Here is an 18,804-nt window from a genome sequence, read left to right as displayed (position 1 = left end):
TTTGGCTTCGGGGTAATGCTTGCCGGTGGCGCAGGCCATCATCAGGTTGGGGCTGGATTTATCCAGGGGTTTGGTCAGGTTCAGGTTGGCAAAGTCGGCCTTGCCCGAACCGCCTCCCGTGCCGGAATGCATCGAGCCCGTTTGCGATAAACCCCAGCCCCAGTTGGTAATGTCGATCTCGTCACGATGGGCCTGGTCCCGCGATTCACCCTTGATATCGCCCAGTTTCAAAAACATATCGACTGCCATGTTGGCTCCTTGTCCTGTTGTGCGTCGGGAGTGACGTGGGGCGCACTGTTCCCGAATCGAGACGGTGCTCACAAGATGGCAAAGCGGGATCGGGAAGTGCCTGCCTTGAAATGGCGAAACGTCCGACATTAATTTGCGCCACTACGTCTTTACCCTCTCGACTCCCCAAAAACCCAGGAGTTAAGGAATGACGACCGCCTTGTTCAACGATGGATTCCCCTCGGCCCACCGCACCACCCGCCAACGCATTGAAAGCAGCATCGACCTGCGTCGACTGTTCTTCGCCATCGACAGCGACCCGGTGCTGATTGGCGCGGGCGTGGTGTATATCGATGAGGACTTCAACGTGGTCACGCTGCGTGAGTTCCAGGCGATTTGCAGTGTGCGGCCGATCAAAGTGGTGCTGCGGGAAGCGCCGAGGTATGTGGGGCCGGTGGAGTTCAAGCGGATGTTGGAGCATGAGCCTCGGGAGTCGGAATGGGTAGCGGAGGCTTTGAGGACGACGGTGACGTGTACCGGGGCGCTGTTGAGTTGGCATGTTATTTACAGCGGAATCGCCTTGATGCCTTTTACGGGTGGCGCAAGTGTTGTTGTCTCATTCATTGGCACCGCAGCAGCAGTAGCGGGGTTGTTCCAGTGCGCCGCCGGAGTCTATCGAACGGTAAACGAAGTTTGGGATCCGCAGATGAATGACTACCTGGACAGTAATGCTTGGTACGAAGGGATGATGGCAGCTCTGGATGCGGTGTCTTTACTTGGTGTCGCCTCTTCTGCCGTAACGACAGTGAAAGTAATCAACCTGTCCAAGCGCGCAACAGGTAAACCACTAAGAGAAGTATTGCGTGGGCTGAGTCGACAGGAACGGGCAAAATTAACGAATGAGCTCCTGAGAATCCAAGACCCGCGCCTGACACCCAAGCTCCTCAAGCTCAAGCAAGCCGCACGTAACGCGCCAAAACGCATTCCAGCAACAAAGATAAAACCAATCATCGCGACCCATCGAAATGATGCCATTGCAGCAGCACTGGGCCTCGCCAGCAGCGGTATGTCCGGAAACACCAAGACGCTGGCCATCGGTATCTACGAAGAGTTCAGCGAATGAAAAACCGCCAGGAGCCCCTTTACCTTATAGATCCTCGCTCTCTTTGGGCGCGTCACAGACTGGCGTTGTTTGGCGGTCTTATAGCCTTGTGCCTTTCGATTGCCACCACCGGCACCCTGATGAATCTCACCTACTTCGCCCACGCATCCGATGAACTGACCAGTAATGCGTTCTTCATCGCAGGCGGGATTGCGTGTGCGGTATTCGGCGTCGCGCAGAGCTTGGTCCTTCACGGTTATCCACGATGGGTGTGGCTTCAGGTGGGTGTGTTCCTCATCTACTTACTGCTCGTAGTGCCGACAATCCTTTACAGCCCCGATCACCTCCTATTTACCCTTGCCTTACTAAGCCCGTTGATCGGGCTTCTATGCCTGAACAGCAAACGCCAACGACAAATGCGCCGAGAGATGTTGGAAATCAGGCATAAACGCAACGGCGTTATCGCCACCCTGAAACAACAGGGCCGCTGGAAATGGTGGTGAGCCTCAGGCCGCCTCGCTCCTTGCCGCCGTATGCCGATTCACCGGCACCGGCAAGCCCAGATGCCCACGCAACGTGCTGTGGCTGTACTCACTGCGAAACAACCCGCGCTCGCGCAACAATGGCAGCACCTGGTCGGTAAACCGCGCAAAGTCATCCGGCGCGCCGACATGGATATTGAAACCATCCACCGCCCCTTCGACAAACCAGCGTTCGATCTCGTCCGCCACGGTCTTGGGGGATCCGACAAAGCTCGAGAACGGCTTGGCAAAACGCAACGCCGCCTGGCGTAGGGTCAACTGCTGGTCACGGGCGACTTGCTTGATGTTTTCGGCATGCCCGCGATAGCCGTTGCTGCCTAGGTCGCCCAGGTCCGGGAACGGCTCATCCAGCGGGTACTGGCTGAAGTCGTGGTAGTTGAACGGTCGCCCCAACTGCACCAGTGCCTTGTTCAAATCCAGCTCGCCATTGCGTTCGCGGTCGATGGCCTGGGCTTGCTCGTCGGTATCGGCAATGATCGGCGAAATGCCCGGCAGGATGGTCACGTGGTCGGGGTTGCGTCCGGCGGCGGCGGTGCGTTGTTTGATGTCGCGGTAGTAGGCCTGGGCGTCCTCGAAATTGCCCACGCCGGCAAAAATGCCCTCGGCATAGTTGGCCGCCAGGCTGCGTCCGGACTCGGAAATACCCGCCTGGAAAATCACCGGCTGGCCCTGGGCTGAGCGTGCGATATTCAACGGCCCGGTCACCGAGAAGAACTCGCCATGGTGGTCCAGGCGATGCTGGCGTTGCGGGTCGAGGAACACGCCGCTGGCCTTGTCGCGCACGAAGGCGTCGTCCTCGTAGGAATCCCATAGCCCTTGCACCACTTCCAGGTGCTCGGCGGCGCGGCGATAGCGCTCGGTGTGGTCGATATGCTGCTCACGGCCGAAGTTGCCGGCCGCGCCTTCCAGGCCGGTGGTGACCACGTTCCAGCCGGCGCGGCCGCCGCTGATCAGGTCCAGGGAGGCAAACTGGCGGGCGACGTTGAAGGGTTCGGTATAGGACGTGGTCAGGGTGGCGACCAGGCCGATCTTCGAAGTGGCACCGGCCACGGCCGAGAGCAGGGTCAGCGGCTCCAGGCGGTTGAGAAAATGCGGCGCCGAATCCGGGGTGATGTAGGGGCTGTCGACGATGAACACCAGGTCGAACTTCGCTGCTTCCGCCTGTTGCGCCTGGGCGCGATACCACTCTATATCCACGCTGGCGTCGCCGGGGATTTGCGGGTGCAGCCATTCGTTCTGCGCGGTGCCGACGCCGGTGAGGATGGCACCGAACCTGAGTTGCCGGGGTAAGTGGGACATCACGATATTCCTCCGTGGATGGCAGCGACGCTGACCTGTGGAGAAGGACCATAATGCCCGCCGGCAGGCTTGTGAAATGCTTTGTGGATCTATGCTAATCATTAAAAATAATGATCAAAACAATGCCGGACATTCCCTAAGCGCATAATCAGCCCAACGCTCTCCCATCAGCAGACTGACCCGATCGAGCAGCACCACCCACTAAGCCGTTTGTTAAATCGAGGCGTTTCGCCTAATATCGCAAGCAACACCTTGCATAAAAACCACCAAGGCTTGCTCATCACCCAGCCCGCATATTCGAAGGAGTGGCATGCAGATGAAAGAATCCAAAGAAGTGTACGAACGCATCAGTGAACAGTTCGAGGATTTCACCGCCAGGGCCTCTCAGCGCAAGGTCGAGGTCGACACCTTCCGTAGCATGGTCGGCAATGTCGAGGGCCTGCGTATCCTGGACCTGGCCTGTGGGCATGGTTTCTTCAGTCGCCAGTTGAAGGACTGGGGGGCGGCCAAGGTGCATGGCGTGGATATTTCCGAAAACATGATTTACCAGGCGCGGCAAGCCAACGACGGTATCGCCTACGAAGTACGGGATGTGGCGAAGATGGGCCGTATCGGCGCCTACGACATGGTGACGGCGGCCTGGCTGTTCAACTATGCCAGCAGTGTCGACGAACTGAGCAAGATGTTTCAGTCGGCCGCCGACAACCTGAAGCCCGGCGGCCAATTGGTGGCCTACACCGCCAACCCGTCGTTCGAACTGCAAAAAGGCAATTTCACTCGCTATGGGATTGAGGTGTTCGATGAAACCCCGGTCGCCGGCGGGTTTCGCTGCAACGCGCAGTTCATGTCATCGCCCCCCGCACCGTTTACCTACTATCGCTGGGAGCAAGGCGTGTACGAAGAAGCCGCACGGGTAGCCGGTTTCAACCAGCTCACCTGGGTCGCCCCGCTGATCAGTGAACACAGCCGCACCTCCATGGGTGCGGGGTACTGGCAACTGTTCGAGCGCAACAGCCTGCAGATCGGTTTGACCTGCCGCAAATAATCGCGCAGTGATCGTTTCCACGCGCGTGGGAACGATCACGCCAGGGCGCCGACCGGCCGCAATCGCACCCGGATGTCCGCCCCCACCAGGCATTGCTCGATGATCGACAACGGTTGCGCCTGCCCCAGATCGGTCAAGCCATCCAGCGCCAGCAACGGCCGTGCATCACTGCCCAGGAACAGCGGGGCGATGTAGACCAGCCACTCATCCACCAGGCCTGCCGCCGCAAAGGCGCCACACAATACCGGGCCGGCCTCGACCTGGACCTCGTTGCACCCCTCCTCAGCCAGGACCGTCATGACCTCTCGCAGGTCAAGCCCTTCGCCGTCCACCCCGACCTGCCGGAAACGCACACCCGCAGGTGGTGGGTGCGCCGGCTGGACGCCGGGCCCATGAAACACCAGGGTCGGTGCCGCGCCATCCAGCACATGGGCCTGGGCATCGCCCTTGAGATGCTGGTCGAGCACCACCCGCAGCGGAACGGAAAACGCCGCGTGCGGGTCGGGCAGGCGCACCGTCAGGCGCGGGTTGTCCGCCAGCAGCGTGCCACTGCCGGTGAGCACCGCGCAGGCCCGGGCGCGCCACACTTGCACATCGTCCCGGGCCTCGGGCGAGGTGATCCATTTGGATTGCCCGTTACCCAGGGCCGTGCGACCGTCCAGGCTCATGGCCAGCTTGATCCGCAACCATGGCCGCTTGCGTTCGGTACGTGAAAAAAACCCCTGGTTCAACTCGCGCGCCTCCGGACACGGCAAGTGTTCGACCAGCACACCCGCCGCCTCAAGCCGCTCAATGCCATGATGCTCATGCTGGGAGCGGTCGACACTGGCAATCACCACCCGCGCCACCCCGGCCCTGATCAACGCGTCGGCACAGGGCGGCGTGCGCCCATGCCCGCCGCACGGTTCCAGGGTGACGTAGGCGGTGGCGCCCCGCGCATCGGCGCCCGCCTCGCGCAGGGCATTGACTTCGGCGTGTGCCTGCCCCGCCCACTCGTGCCAGCCCTGGCCAAGCAGCAAGTCGCCCTTGGCGATCACGCAACCGACCCGGGGGTTGGGTGCCGTGGTAAAGGCGCCCCGGTCGGCCAGTTTCAGGGCGAGCCGCATGAAGTGCATGTCGCGCGCCAGCGCCAGGCTCATGTGCGAACCAGCGCCAACAGGTACACCGCCTCACCATGCTGGCGCTCGATCACCACCAGGTCCTGCCAGGTGAAACCAAACGCTTCCAGGGTGTCGCGCACGCCCTGTTCGGTGAAGAAATAACCTTGACGCTGGTTATCCATCTCGCGCCAGCCCGGCTCCCGGTTGCTCGCGTCGACGCCGAAGACATTGAGCCCGATCAGCGCGCCAGGGCGCGCGTACTGGCGGATATTGGCCAGGTAACGGTCCCATTCATCCGGATGCTGGTGATGGAAGCAGCCATTGTCGAGTACGCCGTCAAACACCTCCCCTGCCGGTGGCTGCCAATCCTGCAGGGCGCTGCACACCAGGCTGAGACGCTCGCCCCAGCGTTTGCGCAGCAGCGGCCAGCTGGAATTCTCGACGATGTCCAGGCCGGTCACCCGGTGCCCTGCCAGGATGAACTCCGAGGCATCCCGCGCACGGCCGACTCCCACGTCGAGGATATGCTGGTCCGGCGTCGGCCCCAGTGCCTCGAGGAAAACCCGGGCGGCCTTGGCCATGCCAATGTCCCAGGACCACTCATCTTCACCATGGCTGTAGCGGTGGACAAATGAGGTGTCGAGCGCCCGGCGGTACGTCGATACGTCCATGAATTGCGCTTGCTTGCTCATATCAGGCAGTCCTTGGGTCAAGAGGCGCGACGGGTGGCGATCCCGTAGATCTGGCCATCGTAGGAACTGGCCAGGAAATCATCGCTGGCCGTGCTGTGGGTGATGCAGGAGATACCACTGGCGGTGGGACGCTGTACTTGCTGCCAGGAACGGCTGGGCAAGTCGAACAGCGCGATGGTGCCGCTGTAGTTCGCGGTGGCAATCACTTCGCCGTCGGCCGAGGCACAAATGCACTTGATGGAATTGCGGTGCGGCGTGTCATAGACCTCGTCACCGGACTCCAGCCATAGGCGCAATTTCAGGTCGCGACCAATGCTGGCGAAACCGCCGTCGACCCGGCAGCAACCGTTGGAGATACGCGTGTGGGCATTTTCGATATGCCGCGCGCAACTGAAGTCGCTGATAGTGTGCAGGGCGGCGGCGGCCGAGGCGCATACGCTGAACAGGTGATGCTCGTTGGCCGCCACGCCTTTGATCGCGTTGTCGTGCATCGGGATCGACGCCACCAGTTCCAGGCTGTTATCGCCGGCGATGACAAACACCAGGCCTTCGCCGGTGTAGGTTCCGATCAATGCATGCAGTTGGCCATTGCGCTGGAACGTGGTGCCGCAATTGAGCGGCGAGCGATGTTGATACAACAGGCGCCCGCTGAGGGCGTCGAACACCTGGCCCATCTGCCCGCCGGTCAGCAGCAGCGGGCCGAACGGCAGCAGGAAGTTGCACAGGCTGCCGACGCCGCTCACGGGCTGGTTATCGCGAAACAGCAGGCCCGCGTCACCGATGCTGTATTGCCCGCCCTCGGTGGTCACCACGGCGTTGATGCTCACCGCCGGCTGAATGCCGTCCACGGTCCACTGATCGTGTTCATAATCCCAGGTGGCGTAGCGCGAGCCGAAGGTGGCGAACACCAAGGCGTCACTGCCGACGAACGCACAGCTGCGCGGCCAGACGATGCTCGGCAAATTGGTGCTGCGCAGGCGCTCCAGCTGCGTGCCATCGAAGCGCCAGAGGATCGCCAGGCGGTCATAACTCAAGGTCACCAGCAGCTGTTTTTCATCATTCCAGACAATGCGCTTGATCCCGGCATCGTGGGCAGGAACGGAGCGGATCTCGCCTCCATGGATGATCGAGATACGCCCTTCGTCGTCACCGGCAAACACTACGCCGGCGCGGGTAATGGCGACGGTATCGGTCTCGACGCCACCGATGTCGACTTCATCGCATTGCTCGAAGGTGCTGGTGTCCCACTGGCGCACCGTGCCGTCGTCGCTGCTGGAAATCAGGCGTTTGCCATCCGGCGACCAGACCACGGAAATCACATCGGCCTGATGCCCGCGGCAGGTGCCCTTGAGGTTGCCGTCGAGGTCGAAGAGGCGCAGTTGATGATCGCGCGAGCAGGTCGCGATTGACGCACCGTCCGGCGAGAACACCGCCATTTCCACGTCGTCGTCATGCCCCGACAGCACGGCCTTGAGGCGCATGCTCGGCACTTCCCAGACGCGGGCGGTGTAGTCGCTGCTGGCGCTCACCAGGTACTTGCCATCGGCACTGAACGCGCACTGGTTGGCCAGGTGGTCATGGCTGACGCGGTGGATCGAATGCCCGGTCTGGGCGTTCCACAGAATGACTTGGTTGTCGTAGCCGGCGGTGGCGATGAACTCACCAGCATGGGCGGCGACGCCGCTGATAGGGCCTATGTGTCTCATCGAAAAGTCCTTTTCCTGGAGAATGAAATCAAAGCTTGATGGTGTGGCTCGACTTGCTGACTTTTGATCGCAGGTAGTTGTGGTTGTGCTTGGTCAGGAACACCCCGGTCGGCACTGAGCTGACCACGTCGATCCCGCCATCGCGCAACTGCTTGACCTTGTCCGGGTTGTTGGTCAGGAGCCGGCAGCGATGCACATCCAGGGCCCGCAGCATGGCGACCGCCGGGGCGAAACTGCGCGAGTCTTCCGGGTGGTTGAGCTTCACGTTGGCCTCGTAGGTGTCCATGCCGGCGTCTTGCAGCAGGTAGGTTTCGAACTTCGAATACAGGCCGATACCGCGACCTTCCTGGCGCAGGTAGATCAGGTAGCCGCCTTCGGCATCGAGCGCCTTCAGGGCTTCCTGCAGCTGCGGGCCGCAATCGCAGCGCTGGGAACCGAACACATCACCGGTGATGCATTCGGAATGCACGCGCACCAGGGGCACATCGGCATCGGGCTCACCGGCTCTGACGGCAAAGTGTTCATTGTTCTTGTCAAAGCCCTTGAACCCGTAGAAGTGGGCGTTGACCTCACCGCCAAGAATGGAGATGGGAACTTGCGTATGAAGCGTTACTGGAGTGTCCATGGCATAGCCTCTATGGAAGTGTCGCGTTCTGGCCAGAGTGGTTTTCTACCAAACGGAATCCCATGACATAGATGGGTCTTGGATAACGTCCATGTCGGCGCTGATTGCGCGCAAGATCCCTGAAGCGGGTGAAACTGCCGCCACGGGCTACCCGGTGCCTACCAACATCCAGCACCAGGTCATCGTTGATCTCAGGCCCGCCCGGATAGGCCCGATAATCGTCGGCAACGTACTCTTCCACGTTGCCGGCCATGTCCAGCGCGCCAAACATCGAGGCGCCCTCGAGGAACACCCCGACGGGTGTCGACGTGAGCAACCCCAACTCGATGGTGTTGGCGTACTCGACATTGAAGGTTTCGCCCCAGGGAAACTGAGAGCGCTGCGGCCCTGCCGCGGCGTATTCCCACTGTGCTTCGCTGGGCAGCGCAAACGCGCGCCCGGTGCGTCGGCTCAGCCATTGGGCGTAGGCGTCGGCATCCACGTCGCTGACGCTGTAGACCGGGTGGTTGGCCTGGTGCTGGGGAAAGCGGCCAAAGGCCCAGCCGGTCGGCAGGAACGGATAACCGGTATCCAGCAGGAAGGCGCGATATTCGCTGTTGGTGACCGGGTAGCGACCGATGCGAAAGCTCGCCAGGTCGACCCGATGGTTGGGGGTTTCTTTCTCGATCCAACTGCGGTCCAGGCCCAGCCCGGCGTAGGCGGTCATGACCGCGTCGACGCGCTGCGGCTCCAGGCCGATCTCGACCTGGGCGGCAGGAACGTCGCACATGGCGGGGCTGAACACGTCGATGCGCGGGTCGCCCTTGTAGCCCAGCACTTCACCGGCGGCGATACGCCGCACCAGGGGTTCGGCAACCGACTCGACCACCCGTAGCAGTTGCTCGATGGGCGCACTCATCAGCTGTCCGGTGGCGTCGGCGATTTGCCGGGTCAGTTCATATTCGACGTAAGCCTGCGGGTAGCCCATCAATACCCGATCAGACACGTTCTTTGGCAAAGGGCTCGGCAGCGTCGGCCAATGCCAACCGTATTGATTCGTCATAGGTACACCTTTATTCCGAGCGAACACATCCACGACCGAGCGCGAAACCGCTCGGCGTGTGGGGATCAGTCAGGTATCAGAGTCGGTCGAGCAGCAACCTTCGATTGGTCTCGATCATCTCGATTTCGGTGGAGTACACCTCAACCACCAGGCCATCGGGGTCTTCGAAGTACACGGCCGTGCGGACGTTGTCCGGACCGTGGTGATAACCCGGCGCGGGGCCATTGCCCTTGACCAGGGTGATGTTGTCGTCGGCAGCCACCTTGTCGGCGATGCGTTTGACATCCTCCGGCAGCGCACGAATGCCGATGTGGTAGCCCGGCGGGTAGACAAAGTCGGGATTGTGTTCGATGAAGAAGTCGAAACCATTCAACTCCATCACTACTTTGCGCGGCCCCAGGTTGTAGCAATAGTGGGCGCCGAAGATGTCGCGATAGAACGCCTGGGAGGCTTCCAGATCGCGGGTGAGGATGTTGATATGGGTCAGTTGCGGGCGCTGGGACTCCAACGCGGCAGCCTCGATGGATACACCTTCCAGGGACCGCCACATTTTGATCGCGGCGGCGAATTTGGAGAAACCGGCCAACCAGTTTTTCACCGTGTCCGGGGATACGCCCGCGTCAGTGATCGCCAGGCCATGGGGGTAAATGAAACAGGCCGTGCGTTGCAGCAATGCCGCGTTAAGCGGATCGCCGGCAGGTTGCCCGGCGCTGCCTTCGGCAAGGCGCACGATGCTGACGGCCTTGTTGTGGTAACCATCGGCCAATGCCGCGAGCCGGGTAGTGAGGGTATCGAGGCTGTCTGCCGCCGACACCAACAGGATAAACCCGTCGGCCTGGGGTAATTGCGCGCCCTCAACGGCCGCGCACAGTTCAAAACCGGCGGCTTTCGCGCAGGTGTTCAACGGCTCGAGAAAGCCGTTCAGACGTGCGGCCGTGTCGGAGCTGTACAAGGTAATAAAGCGCAGCATCAGGCAACCCTCCCCTCGGTACGGCGACCTATCAACAGGCTGTAGCGCCCGATAGGTTCCTGCACCACCTCAAAGCCCTGGGCAACCATCTGTTCGGCAATCCAACGGGTGGGATGCAGTTCGCCGTGCACCGTGTTGACCATCATGTGCAGGGAGAAATCCGCCGACAGCGCCGGGTGAATTTCATCGTCTTCCAGGGTCATGCTCAGCACCAGCAACGAACCGCCGTCGTTGACCAACTGGGCAGCCGAGCGGATCAGCGTGCTGGTTTCTTCGCGGGTGAAGTAGTGCAGGCAGTCATTGACCATGATCACGTCGGCGCTTTCACCTTCGTAACGGGCCAGGTCCAGCAGGTTACGTTCCTTGAACGTCAGGCGCCCCGCCAACTGGTACTTCTCGACGGTGCTTTCGGCGGACTGGCGCGTGGCGGCCAGGTCCCAGATTTCGCCCTGGACCTGAGGGTGCCGCCGAGCGATTTCGGCGATATAGGTGCCGTGTCCACCGGCCAGGTCGATGACCTTGCTGGCGGTATCGAACACTGGCAATTCCTTGAGCACATCGACCATGGGTTGACTGAAGCGCACCATCGCATCGTTGAAGGCATCACGTGCGGCAATGTCGTGTTTGAAGCGGTTCTCCTGCTGGAAATCCATGGACTCGGCGCTGCTCAGGATCTCCCCCAGGCGTGGCCAGTTCTGCCACTGCAAGCGCTGGTGGGCAATGATCGGGCCGATGAACTCGGCGCTGCGGCTGACCAGGAAACGCTCGGCCAGGGGCTGGTTGGTATAGGTGTCGGCGGACTTTTTCAACAGACCCAGGGCAACCAGGCCATTGAGAAAGATCTTGGCCTTGTTGGGCACCCAGCCCAATTGCTGGCTGATTGCGTCGGCGGTAGCCGGGCGGGTGGTTTGATCGAAGAGGTGCTGCGCTACAGCGAAGTGAAGGATGGCGGATTGTCGATACTGGTCGGAGAGTTTCACCAGGTCGACCACGCTGGACAGAGCAGTTACTTCATCAGCGTGCTCATAGATGGTCGTCGGCTTTTGCGCATTCATACAGATTCTCTTCCTTGAATGTTTTTGTCTTCGCTGACGTCGGCAAGCAATCAGTGTTTGAGACGTAGCGTGTTTTCTAACGGTCCGGAGTCGTGTGCAAATGAATGTTCAGGAGCAGCTTCCAAAAAAGCTAGCTACGATCCTAGCCCTAAGTCCTACAAAAGCAAGTCAAACCTTTTATAATTATTCGCTATTTATAATTAATTATTAATTCCTTTTATTTATTATTTTCCTGAGCGGCAAAAATGACTATGCTCATGCCCACTACCCCTTACGCAATGGATGGCGCCAAAGGTCGACGAACTCCAGTGATGCCCTCACTCCCCATGGTTACACGCGATTTATGACCTCCAAACCTGCCGACGATACCCAGTCATCCACCGCCGAACGCATCCTGTTTTTGCTCAAGACCCGTGGCCCGTTGAAAACCACCGAACTGGCTTCGCTGCTGGAACTCACGTTTGAGGCGACCCGGCAACAAATCCAGAAATTGCAGGCATCGGAGTTGATCGTCGGCGTTTCGGCACCCACTTCCGGGGCCGGCCGCCCTTCGTTGAAGTGGGCGCTGACGGACACCGCACACAACAAATTCCCCGATTCCCACAGCGTGCTGACCCTGCACCTGATCGAATCCATCGAGGGGGTTTTCGGCAGTGACGGCATCGAGAAAATCATCACCAGTATGGAAGCGACCAATCGCCAGGAATACGTCCAGGCGTGTTCGCAAGCCTCGTCCCTGGAAGAAAAAGTCGCCATACTGGTGCGCATCCGCGAACTCGCCGGCTATATGGCGCACATGGAACCCGCGGGTGAAGGTTGGCTGCTGATCGAAAACCATTGCCCGATCTGCGCTGCCGCGCGCAAATGCCAGGGTTTCTGCCGCTCGGAGCTGCAGATATTTCGTGCAGCCATGGGTGACGACACCCTTGTCGAACGCTGCGAACACCTGATCTCCGGGGACCGGCGTTGCGTCTATAACATTCAACCGCGCACCTGACCGCCCCACACCAACCGCCCTAAAGGAATAAGGCCATGACACCGACTATCGACTTGCTCGCCAACCACCGCAGCGAGCGCAGCTTCCAATCCACGCCCGTCAGCGACGAACACCTGGATGCCATCTTGCGTGCCGGTCACCTGGCGCCGACGTCCTTCAATGCCCAGCATATTTCCGTGGTGGTCGTGCGCGACGCAGGCACCCGCCAACGCATTGCGGCAATAGCTGGCGGCCAGCCCTGGATCGCGTCGGCACCGGTGTTTATCACCCTGGTGGTGGACTTTCACAAGACCGCCGTCGGTGCCGCGCTCAATGGCCAGCAACAGCAGATCCAGCGGCACTTGGAAGGGCTGATCGCCGCCAGCACCGACGGCGGCATTATCCTCAGCACCCTGATGATCGCCGCACGCTCATTGGGGTTGGGCGTGGTGCCGGTGGGTGGCATTCGTGCCAACGCTGAAGCGATGATCGAGCTGCTCGGGCTGCCCGAGCAGACCTTCGCCCTGTGCGGACTGGCCCTGGGTCATGTGCACGAGCCGGCGGCACAGAAACCGCGCATGGGCATCGAAGCCTTCCGTCACGACGAGCGCTACAACCGTGCCGCGCTGGCACCGGCGATCAGTGCCTATGACCAGCACCTGATGCGCCATTGGCAGATCATTGGCCGTGCGGACGGCCAATCCTGGTCAAGCACCGTGGGCCGCACGTATGCACGCAACTACCGGCCCGATCTCAAGGCTCAGTTGCTGGCCAATGGTTTGTCCGCTGATTGAGACTGCTGCGCACCGCCACTGCCCCAGCCCAGCGCCTTGTATAGCGCGATGGCGTTGAGGTAGGACGCCGTCTCGGCATCGGCCACGTCCTTCTTGATCAGGAAAAACGCGCGCTGGTTTTCCAGCACCGCCATGTAGGTGCCCGAACCGCTGCGGTAGCGTTTGCTGGCGATGTCGATCGCCTGCTCGGCATGGGTGGCGGACGCCAGCAACGCGCCCAGGCGGGTCTGGTCCTGCGCCAGGCGCATCAGCGCATTTTCCACATCTTCCTGGGCCTTGAGCAGCGACTGTTGATAGCGCGCCAGGGCACCTTCGGCCTGGGCCTGGGAACCGCGCAGGCGCGCGCGCACATTGCCCAGGCGAAACGCCGGCCAGTCCACCGACGGCGCCAGCTCATACGCACGGGATGCGCTGCCCAGGTCGCCGCCGCGCAGGGCGAAGAAACCAATGAAACCGCCCAGGTTCAGGCGTGGGTACAGGTCGGCCGTGGCGGCGCCGACGTCTTCGGTGCTGGCGGCCAGCAGGCGTTCGGCGCTGACCACATCCGGACGATTGCGGATCAACTGGTCGACATCGCCCAAGGGCAGTTGCCGGGCCAGGGGCGCGAGGAAATGCGCCTTGGCCAACGCCTGCTGTTGACGCGGGGGTTGGCCGGTCAATACGTCCAGGCGATAAGCGGTTTCCTGGATCCGCGTCAGCAACGGTGGAATCGCCGCCTCACTGAGCAGCAGGTTGGCATGGGCGTTTTGCTGATCCTCGAATTGGCCGCTGCCGGCGCGCACCTGAGCGCTGGTCAGCGTGAGCGTTTCGCGCCAGGCACTGACCTGGGCCTGGGCCACCTCCAGGCTGCGGCTCAAGCCTTGCTGCTCGTAGTAATAACGCGCCACGTCGGCGGCGATGCTCAACTGCATCAGCGCCAGGTCCGCCTGCGCCGCCTGCGAGCGTGCCAAGGCCGAGGCCGTCAAGCGTTGCAAACGCCCGAACACGTCGATCTCCCACTGCACATCAAAGCCGGCGCGATAGGTCTGCGACAGCATCCGTTCGGGAGGCCCACCGTCGAACGGCAACTGCTGCTCCAGGCTGCGGCCATAGGCGGTACGGGCAGTGACGCCGGGATACTGGTCGAGCCGGCGGTCATCAAACACCGCACGGGAGGCCAACAGGTTGGCCTGGGCCTGGCGAATGTCATGGTTATGCGCCAGCGCCGTGTCGATCAGGCGATCGAGCTCGGCGTCGTCAAAAAACGACCACCACTGGGCCTGCACCGGCGCCTGTTGGGCGAACAAGGCCTTTTGTGCAGTGACCAGGCTGATCGGCGGGGTTATGGGCTTTTCGTAATGCGGCCCGACCATGCAGCCGTTGAGCAGAATCAGCGCCAGCACGGTGGTGACAGTTTTGCCGGGCTTCATGGTTCACTCCTCAGGGTTTGCGCCAGGGACTGGGCCCTCGGGGTCGCGGCCGCCACTGAATGCTTGCGGGCCAGCAGGGTGTAGACCGTCGGCAGCACGAACAGGGTGAAGCAGGTACCGATCAGCATGCCCGATACAATTACCACCCCCAGGCCATAGCGGCTGTTGGCCCCGGCCCCCGAGGCGAACAGCAGCGGCACCAGGCCGACCACCATGGCCGCCGTCGTCATCAGGATCGGCCGCAAGCGAATCTGCGCGGCCTTGCGTATCGCCTCGGAACGGTCGAGGTGTTCCTGGGCCTGCAGGGCGTTGGCGAACTCGACCATCAGGATGCCGTGCTTGCTGATCAGCCCGATCAGGGTCACCAGGCCGATCTGGGTGTAGATATTGATCGTGGCGTAGCCCAGCGCCAGGGGAATCAGCGCGCCGCTGATGGACAGCGGCACGGTGATCAGGATGATCAGCGGGTCCATCAGGCTTTCGTACTGCGCCGCGAGTACCAGGTAGATCACGATCACCGCCGCCAGGAACGCCAGCAGCAGCGCATTGCCTTCCTGGGTGTACTGCCGCGCATCGGATTGCCAGTCGTAGCTGAACCCCACGGGCAACTCGGCGGTGACGCCTTCCAGGAACGCCACGGCGTCGCCCAGGGTGACCCCGGCCGCCGGCACCCCCTGGAAGGTCGCGGCGTTCTGCTGGTTGAACTGGGTCAGCTTGTTGGGTTCGACGTGCTCGGACACCTGGATCACCGTCGACAGCGGAATCAGTGTGCCGTCTTCCGTGCGCACATACTGGCGGGTCAGGGCTTCGGGCGTCAGTCGCTCACTGCCCGGGCTCTGGGCAATCACATCATAGGAGCGGCCCTCCAGGCCAAAGCGGTTGAGGTAGTTTTCCCCCACCAGCACCGCCAGCGATTCGCCGATGTCCTGCATGCGGATCCCCAGGCTGTTGGCCTTGGCCCGGTCCACTCGCACCTGTACCACCGGGTTGTTGTAGTCCAGGTCACTGTCGACCACGGCGAACAACCCACTGTCGCGGGCCTTCTGCTTGATCTGCTCCATGGTCTCGTACAGCACGCGGTAATCCTGGGAGCTGCGTAGCACCAGTTGCACCGGCAGGCCACCGGTGGAGCCCGGCAAGGCAGGCAACTGGAAGGCAAAGATGCTGGTGCCTTCCACGTCGTTGGTAGCCGCTTGCAGGTCGACCTGGATCTGCGCGGCGGTGCGCTCGCGCTCGCCCCACAACGTCAGGTTGATGCCGCCAATGCTCGAGGCGATGCCGTCGCTGCCATTGATGATCCAGGTGCTGACGGTTTCCGGCAGGCGCCCGTAGACCTCATTCAGCTTGGCGGAAAAGCGCTCGACGTATTCCAGGTTGGCATGTTGCGGCGCCTTGATGGCGGTGAGCAGCCCGGCCTGGTCCTCGGTGGGCGCCAGCTCCCGCTGCGGCAACTGGTACAGCCACGGCAGGCTGATCATCACCAGCAAGGCAAACAGCCCGCTGAGCCAGCGATGCCGCAGCGACAGGTCCAGCACCTTGGCATAACGCAGGGCCAGGCCGTCGAAGAAACGGTTGGCCAGGTGTGCCATGCGCCCTTCCGATTGCTTGGACTGCAGCAGGAACGAGCTCATGACCGGCGACAACGTCAGCGCCACCACGCCGGACACGATCACCGCACCGGCCAGGGTCAAGGCAAACTCACGAAACAACGCGCCCGTGAGGCCGCCCATCATGCCGATAGGCGCATACACCGCCGCCAGGGTAATGGTCATGGCGATCACCGGGCCCGCCACTTCCCGCGCCCCGACCAGGGCGGCCGCCACCGGGGTCTTGCCTTCCTCGATATGCCGGTGCACGTTCTCCACCACCACAATCGCATCGTCCACCACCAGACCCACAGCCAGCACCATCGCCAACAGCGTCAACAGGTTGAGGCTGAAACCGAACGCCAGCATCAGCGCCGCGGCCCCCAGCATCGACAAGGGGATGGTCACCACCGGAATCAGTACCGTGCGCAACGACCCCAGGCACAGGTAGATGACGATCACCACGATCAGCAAGGCCTCGAGCAGGGTCTTCATCACCTCGTCGATGGAGGTCTGGATAAAGCGCGCGGTTTCAAACGCCAGCTCGGCCTTGACGTCCGGCGGCAGGGTCTTGCGCACGTCCGGCAGGAGTTTCTTGATACCGTCGACAATCACCAGCGGGTTGCCGCCGGGCGTCGGGAACAACCCCAGGTGCACGGCCGAAACGCCATCCATGGTGGCGCTGGTTTCGCTGGACGCCGCGCCCAGCTCCACGGTGCCGACATCCTTCAGGCGCACCAAGCCGTTGCCATCGTTGCGCAGCACCAAATCGCGAAATTCATTGACGTTGGTCAGGTCGGTATTGACCCGCAGGTTGGCGACCACGAACAGGCCTTTGACCTTGCCCGGCGCCGCCTGGTAGTTGTTGCGGCGCACCGCGTCGGCCACATCGGCGGCGGTCAGGCCGCGCGCGGCCAGCCGTGCGGGGTCGATCCACAGGCGCATCGCCAGGGTTTGCCCGCCGAACACCTGGACCTTGGCCACGCCCTCGATGGTGCTCATCACCGGCTCCACCACCCGTGCCAGGTAATCGGTCAAGGCCGGGGTCGACAGGGTCGGGCTGGAGAACCCGATATAGGCCACCGCCGTCGACTCGCCGGACGAGCGTTCGATCACCGGGTCATAGGCCTGCTCCGGCAGCCGGAAACGCACCTGGTTGACCTTGGCCATGACTTCCGTGAGCGCCTGGGTCGAGTCACGGTTGAGCTCCATGCGCACCGTGACCACGCTGCGCCCCTGCACCGACGAGCTCGACAGGTAATCCACACCTTCCACCGACGACACCGCCTGGGCAATCGGTTGCGTGACGAAGCCCTGCATCAGGTCTGACGAAGCGCCGGGGTATTCGGTGGTCACGGTGATGGTGGAGCTTTCCAGCATCGGGTACTGGCGGATCGGCAGCTGCAACAAGGACATGATCCCCAGCAGCAGGATCAGAATACTGACGACAAGCGCGAGCACCGGCCGCCGAACGAAAATATCGGTGAAAGTCATGAGCGTTCTCTGGGCGAAGAATCAGATGCCCGTCACAGGCGGTTTGGACGCAGGCAGGGCCAGGGTGTCATCGGTCGCCTGCACCGCCATGCCGTCACTGAGCTTGAGTTGCCCGGAGGTCACCACCTGGTCACCCTCGTGCAAGCCTTCCTGGATCTGGACCCAACCGTCCTGGCGCTGGCCGATTTTCACCGCCACCCGCTTGACCACCAGCGTGGCGCCCTGGTCCGGGCGGGCAAGGAAAACGGTATCGCCATAGGCGGTGTAGGCCACCGCCGTTTCCGGCACGGTGAGCACATCGGCCACCTCGGTATCGGCCACTTTGACGCTGGCGTACATGCCCGGCTTGAGGGGGGCGTCCGGGCTCTCCAGCGTGGCCTGCACCTGCACCGTGCGTGAGCGGCCGATCATCGGGTCGACGGCACTGATCCGCGCCTTGAACACCCGGTCAGGGTAGGCGTCGATCAGCACGCCCACGGTTTGCCCGACGACCAGGCGGCGACTGAGCTGCTCATCCAGGGAAAAATTGACATAGAGCACCTGGGTGTTGACCAGGCTGACGATGCGGTCGCCGACATTGAGGTACTGCCCTTCGTTGACCTGGCGAATGCCGAGCACTCCGGCGAAGGGCGCGCGGATGGTCTTCTGGGCAATCAGTGCCTGGACTTTTTTCAACTCGCCCAAGGCCATGTCATGGGCGGCCCGGGCGTTGTCGAGCTGTTCCTGGGTCGCGGCGTTTTCCCTGACCAGCCCGGTCACGCGCTTGCGGATGATCTCGGCATTGCGCACCTGGGCCTGCAGCCGCAACTGCTCGGCCTGTTCCGGGGCATCGTTGAGCTTGACCAGCACTTCGCCAGCCTTGACCTGGCGGCCCGACTCAAAGTTGATCAACGTGACCCGCCCGCCTACCTCGGCGGAAACCTGCACCTGGGAAGCCGCTTCCAGCTCACCGACGCCGGCGAAATACACATTGGCCGGGCGCACTTGCACCGCCCCCAGGGCCACCTTGGTCAATGCGCCGGCCGGGGCATCGGCGGATTGGGCCTGGGACGGCGCGCGCGACATCATCACCACTGCGATGACCGCCACCGGAATCAACACCAGGCTGGTTATCTTCTTCTTGTTCATGGACGTCCTTA

The 18,804-nt window shown here is 62.0% G+C and carries 17 protein-coding genes; 5 read left to right on the top strand and 12 right to left on the bottom strand.

Annotated features, from left to right (window positions below; genetic code table 11):
• The coding region (locus BFQ01_RS25015; protein ID WP_141691243.1) for an Hcp family type VI secretion system effector at positions 1-249 on the bottom strand (249 nt) is incomplete at its 3' end.
• 187 nt (positions 250-436) lie between these two features.
• Here BFQ01_RS25015 and BFQ01_RS25010 point away from each other — a divergent pair.
• Positions 437-1,351 (top strand): NAD synthetase, encoded by a 915-nt coding sequence (locus BFQ01_RS25010; RefSeq protein WP_065927313.1) that lies wholly within the window; start codon positions 437-439, stop codon positions 1,349-1,351.
• Positions 1,348-1,833: a hypothetical protein gene (locus tag BFQ01_RS25005; RefSeq protein ID WP_137213134.1), complete on the top strand. Its 486-nt coding sequence runs from the start codon at positions 1,348-1,350 to the stop codon at positions 1,831-1,833. Before BFQ01_RS25010 ends, BFQ01_RS25005 begins: the two co-directional genes overlap by 4 nt.
• A 3-nt stretch (positions 1,834-1,836) precedes the next feature.
• On the opposite strand, the gene BFQ01_RS25000 is transcribed toward BFQ01_RS25005, so the two are convergent.
• Positions 1,837-3,171, bottom strand: coding sequence for an LLM class flavin-dependent oxidoreductase (locus tag BFQ01_RS25000; RefSeq protein WP_065927312.1), 1,335 nt, complete (start codon positions 3,169-3,171; stop codon positions 1,837-1,839).
• Positions 3,172-3,487: 316 nt separating this feature from the next.
• On the opposite strand from BFQ01_RS25000, the gene BFQ01_RS24995 reads away from it, so the two are divergent.
• The gene (locus BFQ01_RS24995; protein ID WP_065927318.1) at positions 3,488-4,216 is read left to right on the top strand and encodes a class I SAM-dependent methyltransferase; all 729 of its coding nucleotides are present in this window, start codon (positions 3,488-3,490) and stop codon (positions 4,214-4,216) included.
• A 35-nt stretch (positions 4,217-4,251) separates the two neighbouring features.
• On the opposite strand, the gene ribD is transcribed toward BFQ01_RS24995, so the two are convergent.
• The 7 genes from ribD to BFQ01_RS24960 form a co-directional block, all read right to left on the bottom strand.
• Entirely contained in the window at positions 4,252-5,355 is a 1,104-nt protein-coding gene (gene ribD, locus BFQ01_RS24990) for a bifunctional diaminohydroxyphosphoribosylaminopyrimidine deaminase/5-amino-6-(5-phosphoribosylamino)uracil reductase RibD (protein ID WP_256097778.1), read from the bottom strand.
• Positions 5,352-6,008: a class I SAM-dependent methyltransferase gene (locus BFQ01_RS24985; protein ID WP_065927311.1), complete on the bottom strand. Its 657-nt coding sequence runs from the start codon at positions 6,006-6,008 to the stop codon at positions 5,352-5,354. The genes ribD and BFQ01_RS24985 overlap by 4 nt, the downstream gene beginning before the upstream one ends.
• 17 nt (positions 6,009-6,025) lie before the next feature.
• Positions 6,026-7,714, bottom strand: a complete 1,689-nt coding sequence (locus tag BFQ01_RS24980) for a WD40 repeat domain-containing protein (protein ID WP_065927310.1) — start codon at positions 7,712-7,714, stop codon at positions 6,026-6,028.
• Positions 7,715-7,742: 28 nt separating this feature from the next.
• Complete coding sequence (gene ribA / locus BFQ01_RS24975; RefSeq protein ID WP_027607438.1) at positions 7,743-8,339, bottom strand: GTP cyclohydrolase II RibA; 597 nt, start codon at positions 8,337-8,339, stop codon at positions 7,743-7,745.
• Between the two features lie 10 nt (positions 8,340-8,349).
• Complete coding sequence (locus BFQ01_RS24970; RefSeq protein ID WP_027607437.1) at positions 8,350-9,381, bottom strand: formylglycine-generating enzyme family protein; 1,032 nt, start codon at positions 9,379-9,381, stop codon at positions 8,350-8,352.
• Positions 9,382-9,457: 76 nt separating this feature from the next.
• Positions 9,458-10,351, bottom strand: coding sequence for a VOC family protein (locus BFQ01_RS24965; protein ID WP_065927308.1), 894 nt, complete (start codon positions 10,349-10,351; stop codon positions 9,458-9,460).
• Entirely contained in the window at positions 10,351-11,406 is a 1,056-nt protein-coding gene (locus BFQ01_RS24960) for a class I SAM-dependent methyltransferase (protein ID WP_065927307.1), read from the bottom strand. Before BFQ01_RS24960 ends, BFQ01_RS24965 begins: the two co-directional genes overlap by 1 nt.
• A 343-nt stretch (positions 11,407-11,749) precedes the next feature.
• On the opposite strand from BFQ01_RS24960, the gene BFQ01_RS24955 reads away from it, so the two are divergent.
• Together BFQ01_RS24955 and BFQ01_RS24950 are read left to right on the top strand one after the other, a co-directional pair.
• A complete protein-coding gene (locus BFQ01_RS24955; RefSeq protein WP_065927306.1) occupies positions 11,750-12,403 on the top strand; it encodes a helix-turn-helix transcriptional regulator in 654 nt (217 codons plus the stop codon).
• Between the two features lie 35 nt (positions 12,404-12,438).
• Positions 12,439-13,176, top strand: coding sequence for a nitroreductase family protein (locus BFQ01_RS24950; protein ID WP_065927305.1), 738 nt, complete (start codon positions 12,439-12,441; stop codon positions 13,174-13,176).
• Here BFQ01_RS24950 and BFQ01_RS24945 read toward each other — a convergent pair.
• The 3 genes from BFQ01_RS24945 to BFQ01_RS24935 are packed head-to-tail and all read right to left on the bottom strand — an operon-like array spanning position 13,143 to position 18,793.
• Positions 13,143-14,585: an efflux transporter outer membrane subunit gene (locus BFQ01_RS24945; protein ID WP_065927304.1), complete on the bottom strand. Its 1,443-nt coding sequence runs from the start codon at positions 14,583-14,585 to the stop codon at positions 13,143-13,145. The two genes, BFQ01_RS24950 and BFQ01_RS24945, sit on opposite strands and share 34 nt — an antisense overlap.
• A complete protein-coding gene (locus BFQ01_RS24940) occupies positions 14,582-17,665 on the bottom strand; it encodes a MexW/MexI family multidrug efflux RND transporter permease subunit (protein ID WP_065927303.1) in 3,084 nt (1,027 codons plus the stop codon). Before BFQ01_RS24940 ends, BFQ01_RS24945 begins: the two co-directional genes overlap by 4 nt.
• A gap of 21 nt (positions 17,666-17,686) precedes the next feature.
• Positions 17,687-18,793 carry an efflux RND transporter periplasmic adaptor subunit gene (locus tag BFQ01_RS24935; protein ID WP_065927302.1) on the bottom strand — a complete coding sequence of 369 codons (1,107 nt, stop codon included), beginning with the start codon at positions 18,791-18,793 and terminating at the stop codon, positions 17,687-17,689.
• Positions 18,794-18,804 lie beyond the last annotated feature (11 nt).

Origin of the sequence: Pseudomonas sp. 8 R 14, from assembly GCF_900005955.1 — a bacterium.
Classification (GTDB): Bacteria; Pseudomonadota; Gammaproteobacteria; order Pseudomonadales; family Pseudomonadaceae; genus Aquipseudomonas; species Aquipseudomonas marginalis.
The sequence above is the reverse complement of the archived record's forward strand: the minus strand, read 5'-3'. Positions and strand labels throughout refer to the sequence as shown.